Raw genomic sequence first — 6,181 nt, forward strand, 5'->3', positions numbered from 1 at the left:
ATCCTCGACGTTCCGGAGAGACAAAGGGAACCGCACATACATCATAACCGCCAGGCGGATGATCTCGGGGCTCGTCTTGAAGTATTTGAAAGGGTCTCGGTTTTTCATCCGAGCAGGGTGGGGCGGCATCAACTCCGCCTCAACCCAAGTTCCTTTGACAATGCCCCAGGAACTGCTTGTCGATTATTTCCATAAACCGCAGGTTCTCGGCGCTTTCGCCGACAGGCTGATAGTAAAGCCGTGACCGCGATAGCTGCAACAGTTCGCACTGTTTACGCATACTTAACTTATGATCCCGGCTCACCATTTTTTGCCTCGCGTCCCGAGCAACTGATGCGAGGCTTCGGCCAAAAAATCACGCTCCACCACCAACTGGCCAATCTTGGAATGCAGCTTGTCAACTTCGGCGGCACTCACCTGTTCCGGCGCACCTCCACGGCGTGTAAAGGCTGTCGCCATGTTTTCAATTGCCGCCCGTTTCCAAGTGCCGATCTGGGTTGGGTGGACGCCGTACTTCTTCGACAACTCGGCCAGCGTCATCTCATCACGGATCGCCTCAAGCGCAACCTTGGCCCTGAACTCGGGCGAATGGTTCTTTCGTTTCTTCATCCTGGATCACTTCTTTCGTCATGCGATCCACCTTAACAACTGGTCCAAATTTTCGCGACCACCTGTTGGGTGGCAGCGATGCCGCGTTCGTTGAGTAAAGCTTCTACATTGCGATCCAATCCAATCGCCGCAACGGAACATCAGCCAAGGTGCTGAAAGGGCAGGACGGGGAATTGCCGGTGGCGTTGTCCTGCCGCTGGGCACACGAGCTCAAACTACCGTCACCCACAGGCTGCAAGTGCCCAGTGATATACCCTTCGGTGGTCTACATCTGACGCTGCAGGCCGCCTCGCATCTTACATATTCAAGACAGAGAGCGCGGGCAAAGCTCCGATCATGTGTGATCAATGGTAATTTTTCTGAATATCAGAACGGTAAATTGGTATTCAGAAAAATGTTGACTTGCACACCCAGTCGCTGTTTCTTGGCCCCAGATTCTTGGGGGGAGCTGCAAATGGATACGACGGTTGCAAAAGCCCTTTCTCTTTTGGAGGAGCTGGCAGGGAGTGACACCCCGCTGGGCGTTACAGAGCTTGCACAGCGGTTGGGCTTGGGAAAAAGCAACGTCCACCGTTTGCTGCAGACATTGGTCGAGTTGAATTATGCGAAAAAAGCTGAGGGCCCGAATTACGTCGCGACGCTGCGCATGTGGGAATTTGGTTGCAGCATCGTATCCCATCTCGCGCTACGGGATGTTGCGCGGCCTTTTATGAGGCAATTGTCAGACCTGACCAAAGAAACCGTCCATCTGTCTGAGTACCAACGCGGTGAAGTGCTGTATCTCGAAAAAATAGAGAGCAAAGAGCCCGTTCGAGCCTACACGCAGCTAGGGGGGCGTGCGCCGGCCAATTGTACCGCAACGGGCAAGATCTTGATGGCGTATCTCGAACGCCAGGAAATAGAAGAGATACTTAGTGATGCAACGCAGTATTCCCCAACAACGATTACAGATCTTGAGAAATTTCTAACCGAAACTTCCTCCAGCCGCGCGCGGCGGTATGCGCTGAATAACGGAGAATGGCGGGCCGATATCAATGGTCTTGCGTCGCCCGTGGCGGACGCGACCGGAACGGTGATCGCCGCGATCGGTATCTCTGCCCCTGCAAGCCGACTTACGTCGAGCGAGATCGAAAAATACGCACCGAGTGTAATCGAAACTTCGCGCGCCATTTCTCAACAACTTGGATGTTCCCGCAATGATTGGGAGCAATTGGCCGAAGGTAACCCGATACCAGAACGCTGATACTCCCGGTCAAACACGACTATACACATGAAAGAACTGCCAGATGATCTCTCTACACGACGTAAAAGTAATCGAATTTTGTGAAGTAGCTGCCGGGCCTTATTGTGGGATGCTTCTTGCCGATATGGGGGCCGATGTTGTTAAGGTCGAGCGCCCCAGCGGGGATGCCATGCGCACGTGGCCGCCTCTCACTAATGGTTACAGTGAGAATTTTGCCTCGATCAACCGTGGGAAACGCTCGATTATTCTCGACCTCAAGGACCCGGAGGGCATTTCCCATGCGCGGGACCTCATTCTTGGCGCAGACGTTGTCATCGAGAATTTCCGCCCTGGCGTGATGAAGCGTAACGGTTTGGATTACGAAGCCATGTCGGCGATAAATCCAAAGTTGGTCTATTGCTCTATTTCTGCATTCGGACAAACCGGGCCACGTGCGACTGAGGGCGGTTTCGATCTTACAATGCAAGCGATGAGCGGCGTTATGAGCGTTACCGGCGAGCCGGGCGGCGCACCGGTGAAATGCGGTGTGCCTCTGTGCGATTTCGTATCAGGTCTTTACGGAGCTTTCGGAGTGGCCTCAGCGCTATTGGAGCGGGCACTCACGGGAAAAGGTCAACATGTCGACGTTTCGATGTTGGGAGCCACCTTAGGGATTTCCGCCCTTCAAACCAGCGAGTTTTTCGGCACGGGACGCACACCTCAAAAGCTGGGCTCTGCCCACCCCCGCAATGCGCCTTATCAGGCATTTGAGGCGCAGGATGGGTATTTTGGTATGGCCGCGGGCAACAACAAGCTGTGGTACTCTGTGTGCGATGTTGTCGAACGTCCTGATCTCAAGGAAATAGAGAAATTCTCCAGCCCGACAACTCGCGCAAAAAACCAAACCGAATTGCGTATCCTACTCGAAGACGTGTTCAAGACCAAACCAGTCGAGCACTGGTTGAATGCCTTTGGTGAGGCGGGCGTGCCGTGTAGCGCAATCAACGGCATCCCGGAAGCACTAGCCGACCCGCAGGTCGAGCACATGGGATGGGTTCAGCCTCTGGAGTTGCCAAATGGTGTGAAAACCAAAACTTTCGGGCCGGTTTTGCGCCTCAACGATCAAACACAAACCATTGACAGGCGACCGCCGGAATTGGGTGAGCACACTCAAGAAGTGCTCTCGGAACTTTTGAATTTCAAGAAAGCGTAAGGCGTGGCCATGCAATCTTCAAATCCCAATCTCATTATCGAACAGCAAGACGACGTGATATCTTTCACGTTGAACAACCCTGCCAAAGGAAACTGCTTATCGCCTGACATTGTCGAAGGGTTGATCGACGCTCTGGAAGGGGCGCAAAATCCAAGAATGGCAACTATCCGCGGCAACGGGAAACACTTTTGTACCGGTTTCGATCTGTCCGACATTGAGGATTTATCAGACGGAGATCTGCTCTGGCGCTTTGTGCGGATCGAAATCCTGCTACAAAAAGTCCATAAATCGCCGTTTCCGATTGTTGCTTTCGCCCAAGGGCAAGTCGTCGGTGCCGGTGCGGATTTGTTCACATCATGCTGGCGACGGGTCGCCACCGCTGGCGCACGTTTCCGGATGCCGGGATGGAACTTTGAATTGGCTTTAGGGACCAGACGGCTCCAGCAAACCATTGGAACAGACAATGCACGTGAGATGCTGATTGACACCAGATCCGTGTCAGCAATTGAAGCACGTGACTTTGGTTTGGTCACGGACATCGCAGAAAGCGAACAGTGGTCGGGCATGACAAGCACCTTGAAAGACCGAGCGTGTGCACTCCCTCCATTTGCCAGTAGAGAGATGCTCCGGCTGACAAGCCCGGATACCGACGATCTTGATCTCGCGGCCGTGGTGCGCACGAGTGGCCGGCCGGGTTTGAAAAAAAGAATACTGGATTACCGAGAGCTGGCCCAGCGGAAGGCCCGGGAGAGGCGGAACTTAAGTTGAACGTGAAGTGAGGCAGGAATGGCGTGCCCGACGTCGTTCCCGCTTGCCCCTGCATGCTCTGCAAGGGTTCTAAAAATTGGGCAAAGTGGCTGATCTATTTCCGCCACATAAAAACGGAGGAGAAAACTATGAATATTTTCACTAAACTGGTAGCAACCAGTGTCATGTCGACGCTCATTGCGACCGGGGCGACGGCCCAAGGTACACTTCCAGAAAAACCCGACAGATTTGGTAATCGTCCGATTACAGTGATTGTGCCTTATGGTGCTGGTGGCGGTTCCGACCAACTTTCACGTGCAATGACCAAGGCGATGGAAGAAGAAACCGACCTTAGCTTTCAGATCGTCAACAAGCCCGGTGGCGGTGGAACAGCTGCCATTCCCGACTTTATGATTGCCCCCGCCGACGGCCATACGATCATGCAGCACATCGATACTGCAATTGCTGCTTATGCCAAGGGGGACATTCGCGAGAACCCTTCCGAGGACTGGATCCCGCTTTGCACCACCCAGATTACATTCAGCCAGATTTACATCCGCCCGGACGAAGATAGATTTACGGACTGGGATAGCTTCCAGGCCTACGCCAAGGCCAACCCTGGTACGGTTACAATGGGGCTGTTGGGTATTGTCGGTTCGATGGAACTTGTAACCATGCGGCAATTGTCCGAGGCGCTTGATCTCGATCTGCGTCAGGTGACTTTTGACAAGCCTGCCGAAACTTACGGTTCCCTGATCGGGTCGCAGGTCGACGTGCTTTTCGAGCAGCCGGGCGATGTGCGTAGTTTCCTGGACGCTGGTCAAATGAAGCCTATCCTGACGATCTTCGATGAACGCCCTGAAGTGTTCTCGGAAGTTCCCACACATCGTGAAGTCGGGGCAGATTTTGACGCCCTGACCCGTTTCCGTGGGTTCTATGTCAAGAAGGGAACGCCAGCAGATCGCGTCGATTATTTGGAGGCCGTTTGTGCGGTAGCATTTGATAACCCCGGTTACGCCAAATTCAATCAATCAAAATTCATGGATTTGATTGATAGCTATCGCGACAGCGAGGGCTCAAAGGCACTGATCGACAAGACAGTTGAAAGCTACACTTCAATCTACAAAGAAATTGGCCTGATCGAGTAGGGCTTTAGACAAGCGTTGTGACCTACTGCATTTGAAAAGCAGTAGGTCACCAAGATTGATCGGCCTGACTTGTTCCAGCCGCAAGGAAACCAAAATGTCTCAACAAATCAAAGTCGGCTCCGCCCCGACCGGGTTAGCGCCCTATGTTCGATATATCGCAGAATGGTTCTTCTGGATCGCTCTAATCGGACTTTACTTTCAGCAGACCAGCCATTTTGGCGATGAAATCTCGAACTACAGGTTTGGCGCGGACGGTTGGCCACGGGGTATCGCCCTTGCGGCGTTGTTGGGCGCAACATTTCAATTGGTTTTACAACTGCATTCCCTTCGATCGGGGCCGCCATCAAGCACAGTGGAGCACGTCGAAGAGCTACCCGTTTCCAAAAAGCAATGGGCGCTTCGCTTCATGATCTTCGCCTGGCCGTTTGTCTTTCTATATCTCATGCCACGCCTTGGGGCCTATGTATCTCTGCCGATATTTATCGTTGGGTTTTTGCTGTTGTTAGGTGTGCGGAAAATAAAACCGATCAGTTTGGTTCTACTCGTTGTGTACGGGCTGACCTTATTGATTTTCACCAGATTTTTCTTCGTCGCACTACCCCTGGGCAACGAAGGCACGTTCTATGACATCAATGTTGCGATCATTGAATTCGCACGACTTGGAAGGTAAAGATGGATCTCTTCATACAAGGCACAATGACGCTTTTTGGAAGCGGCACATCTATATCAATCTTCTTTTTAGGCCTGCTCGGGGGGATGCTGTTCGGTGCAGTTCCCGGTGTGAACATGCTAACTTTAGGCGCGGTTCTTTTGCCTTTCACAGTCACGATGAGCGCAGAAAACGCCGTTATGCTGTTCTCGGTAATTTACTGTGCCGGTGTCTTTGGCGGCGCTATTACAGCAATCTTGTTTAACATTCCCGGCGCCCCGGAAAATGCCCCGACCTGCCTCGACGGCTATCCCATGACGCAGAATGGGCAAGCCGGAAAAGCGATCGGTGCAGCAGTAAGCTGCTCTGCTCTTGGTGGCACGGTCTCGGCAGTCGTCATGATGATGGCAACGGGCGTCGTTGCCACATTTGCCGTGCGCGCCTTTGGTCTGAAGTGGTCCCACCTTTTCGGACATGTTTGCAGCTTTTCTAAGGTGTATCGGGTTTAGGTTTCATGCTGCTTCTTGTTGTTCCAAGCCTACCCAATATGCGTCGTCAGGCGTCTGCCGATCAAGGGCGGAATGGGGCCTTTT

Annotated in this window: 7 protein-coding genes and 1 pseudogene; 6 read left to right on the forward strand and 2 right to left on the reverse strand. The window is 52.9% G+C overall.

All coding sequences use genetic code 11. The annotated features are described in order from the left end of the window. Nucleotides 1–108: pseudogene (locus BHD06_RS24590) on the reverse strand (IS6 family transposase); the annotation flags it as partial. A gap of 192 nt (nucleotides 109–300) precedes the next feature. Continuing rightward, entirely contained in the window at nucleotides 301–609 is a 309-nt protein-coding gene (locus BHD06_RS24595) for a transposase (protein ID WP_080459099.1), read from the reverse strand. A 454-nt stretch (nucleotides 610–1,063) separates the two neighbouring features. On the opposite strand from BHD06_RS24595, the gene BHD06_RS22035 reads away from it, so the two are divergent. The 6 genes from BHD06_RS22035 (at nucleotide 1,064) to BHD06_RS22060 (ending at nucleotide 6,097) form a co-directional block, all read left to right on the forward strand. Further along, on the forward strand, nucleotides 1,064–1,852 hold the full coding sequence (locus tag BHD06_RS22035; protein ID WP_176214471.1) for an IclR family transcriptional regulator: 789 nt from the start codon (nucleotides 1,064–1,066) through the stop codon (nucleotides 1,850–1,852). 43 nt (nucleotides 1,853–1,895) lie between these two features. Continuing rightward, nucleotides 1,896–3,044 carry a CaiB/BaiF CoA-transferase family protein gene (locus tag BHD06_RS22040; RefSeq protein ID WP_080459101.1) on the forward strand — a complete coding sequence of 383 codons (1,149 nt, stop codon included), beginning with the start codon at nucleotides 1,896–1,898 and terminating at the stop codon, nucleotides 3,042–3,044. Between the two features lie 9 nt (nucleotides 3,045–3,053). Then, on the forward strand, nucleotides 3,054–3,812 hold the full coding sequence (locus BHD06_RS22045) for an enoyl-CoA hydratase/isomerase family protein (protein ID WP_080459102.1): 759 nt from the start codon (nucleotides 3,054–3,056) through the stop codon (nucleotides 3,810–3,812). Between the two features lie 128 nt (nucleotides 3,813–3,940). After that, nucleotides 3,941–4,939 (forward strand): tripartite tricarboxylate transporter substrate binding protein, encoded by a 999-nt coding sequence (locus tag BHD06_RS22050; RefSeq protein ID WP_080459103.1) that lies wholly within the window; start codon nucleotides 3,941–3,943, stop codon nucleotides 4,937–4,939. Between the two features lie 94 nt (nucleotides 4,940–5,033). After that, complete coding sequence (locus BHD06_RS22055) at nucleotides 5,034–5,609, forward strand: tripartite tricarboxylate transporter TctB family protein (protein WP_080459104.1); 576 nt, start codon at nucleotides 5,034–5,036, stop codon at nucleotides 5,607–5,609. A 2-nt stretch (nucleotides 5,610–5,611) separates the two neighbouring features. Next, complete coding sequence (locus BHD06_RS22060; RefSeq protein ID WP_254892571.1) at nucleotides 5,612–6,097, forward strand: tripartite tricarboxylate transporter permease; 486 nt, start codon at nucleotides 5,612–5,614, stop codon at nucleotides 6,095–6,097. Nucleotides 6,098–6,181: the final 84 nt, after the last annotated feature.

This window comes from Roseovarius sp. A-2 (assembly GCF_002072155.1).
Taxonomy (GTDB): Bacteria; Pseudomonadota; Alphaproteobacteria; order Rhodobacterales; family Rhodobacteraceae; genus Roseovarius.

Excerpts from the sequence above, each read along its gene's own strand:
- BHD06_RS24595 (WP_080459099.1), bottom strand. The coding sequence starts at position 609 with ATGAAGAAACGAAAGAACCATTCGCCCGAGTTCAGGGCCAAGGTTGCG.
- BHD06_RS22035 (WP_176214471.1), top strand. The coding sequence starts at position 1,064 with ATGGATACGACGGTTGCAAAAGCCCTTTCTCTTTTGGAGGAGCTGGCA.
- BHD06_RS22040 (WP_080459101.1), top strand. The coding sequence starts at position 1,896 with ATGATCTCTCTACACGACGTAAAAGTAATCGAATTTTGTGAAGTAGCT.
- BHD06_RS22045 (WP_080459102.1), top strand. The coding sequence starts at position 3,054 with ATGCAATCTTCAAATCCCAATCTCATTATCGAACAGCAAGACGACGTG.
- BHD06_RS22050 (WP_080459103.1), top strand. The coding sequence starts at position 3,941 with ATGAATATTTTCACTAAACTGGTAGCAACCAGTGTCATGTCGACGCTC.
- BHD06_RS22055 (WP_080459104.1), top strand. The coding sequence starts at position 5,034 with ATGTCTCAACAAATCAAAGTCGGCTCCGCCCCGACCGGGTTAGCGCCC.
- BHD06_RS22060 (WP_254892571.1), top strand. The coding sequence starts at position 5,612 with ATGGATCTCTTCATACAAGGCACAATGACGCTTTTTGGAAGCGGCACA.